This is a genomic window from Pedobacter sp. 01T416_2, from assembly GCF_056398925.1.
Map to the genome: position 1 here is coordinate 1 of NZ_JBFTQI010001086.1, position 1432 is coordinate 1432.

General features: G+C 35.1%; 3 protein-coding genes. 2 read left to right on the forward strand and 1 reads right to left on the reverse strand.

Going from position 1 to position 1432, the window contains the following annotated elements; translation table 11 throughout:
* Positions 1 to 232 precede the first annotated feature (232 nt).
* Positions 233 to 631: a hypothetical protein gene (locus AC1DPQ_RS27590; RefSeq protein WP_477611542.1), complete on the forward strand. Its 399-nt coding sequence runs from the start codon at positions 233 to 235 to the stop codon at positions 629 to 631.
* 269 nt (positions 632 to 900) lie between these two features.
* Here the strand turns inward: AC1DPQ_RS27590 and AC1DPQ_RS27595 are convergent, their stop codons facing one another.
* Entirely contained in the window at positions 901 to 1104 is a 204-nt protein-coding gene (locus AC1DPQ_RS27595; RefSeq protein ID WP_477584488.1) for a hypothetical protein, read from the reverse strand.
* A gap of 98 nt (positions 1105 to 1202) precedes the next feature.
* Between AC1DPQ_RS27595 and AC1DPQ_RS27600 the strand changes: the two genes are divergently transcribed.
* Positions 1203 to 1432: acyl-CoA thioesterase (locus AC1DPQ_RS27600; RefSeq protein ID WP_477611543.1), on the forward strand; the 230-nt coding region annotated here is incomplete at its 3' end.

Genomic DNA, 1432 nt, shown 5'->3' on the forward strand with positions numbered 1-1432 from the left:
TCATTTTGAGAAATGTTTATCATCTTATAGGTTCAACAACCGATATTTTCTATTTTAGATTGGATTTACAACCTAATGAAATATGCAGAAAGCCCAAAATAAGTTCGAGTTATCATTAAATACCGTGGTTGGTTTATGTGCAATTGTGACCAGTATTTGTGCTATTATTATAACGTTATATCAAACCAGGTTGCAAAAAATTCAGCAATATGCGTCTGTGAAACCACTGCTTATGAGTTATTCAAACAGTTTTTCGGGTGTGAAAAAAGCTGGGGAAGATGATTATCATTATGAGTTTCTGATTGTAAACCAAGGCCTTGGTCCAGCTATTGTAGCTGATTATGTTTTTTATTATAAATCGAAACCTTATAAAAATATAGCCGAAATTCTTAAACAAATAAAGAACGATAACAAATTAGCGGTTACCAAATCTGTCGTGCTAACTAATCTTTGGAAAAACGAAATTTTGCCTGTCGGCGAAAAGTTAAGTCTGATAAATATAAACGATGAACGCCTTGGACCACTTGTAGAAAAAGCCAATATTAAAGTTATGGTTCAATATAAATCGCTTTACGGGCAGGAATGGCGTTTCATCAGTAATGATAAAGCTGAACCAGAGGAAATTGACTAAATTTTAATTCGCATATCATTTTTAGAAAAGCAAATTTGGTTTTCATCGCTTGCTACCCTTCCGTTCTCATTACAATCTTTTGTGATTGTTGGTCTCAGCGTGTCGAAGACCCCTTCAACAAAAGGTATTTCGTTAAGACGGGTTTAGAGACTTAAGGCAGTTCTGCCATCAATATTTCGAAAAACTAAACCATATCTTTCTGCAGCCTTCATTTTAATTTGATTACAAAAGCATTTCCTGGTTCTCTTTATCAAAAGACATATAGAAGCTTATATGTTTGGCTTACGGATAATAATACCCTTCCCTTGTGGCGATTTAAGGGGTTGCCCCCCATTCATGATAACTGAGATGTGGTTAAGCTGCAAAACACCAAAGAAGCGCTGCTCGGGGGTACGCTTTAAATAAACATTTTCACGCTCTTCGGCTATTGTTTCGCGCGCAACTGTAATATCATATAAAGTGAGCTTTCCCATTTCATATCAAAAATACGAAAAATAGATGATATATCTTTACGTCAATACATCTTTATATAAAGACATCAAAAGCTTACTTTTGCAAAAAAACATTACCCTTGGAAAATAATCAATACAGCATTTTCGAAAGCGAATTACGTGTTCGTCCGGATGATATCGATATGTTTAATCATGTACATAATAGTAAATACTTAGATTATGTACTCGCAGCTCGTTATGAGCAAATGGAAAAATTCTACGGTATGCCTTGGGAAGATTTTACCAAACAGGGCCTTGGCTGGGTAGTAAGTCATGTCGATATTAATTTCAAACGTCCCCTGCTGATGAA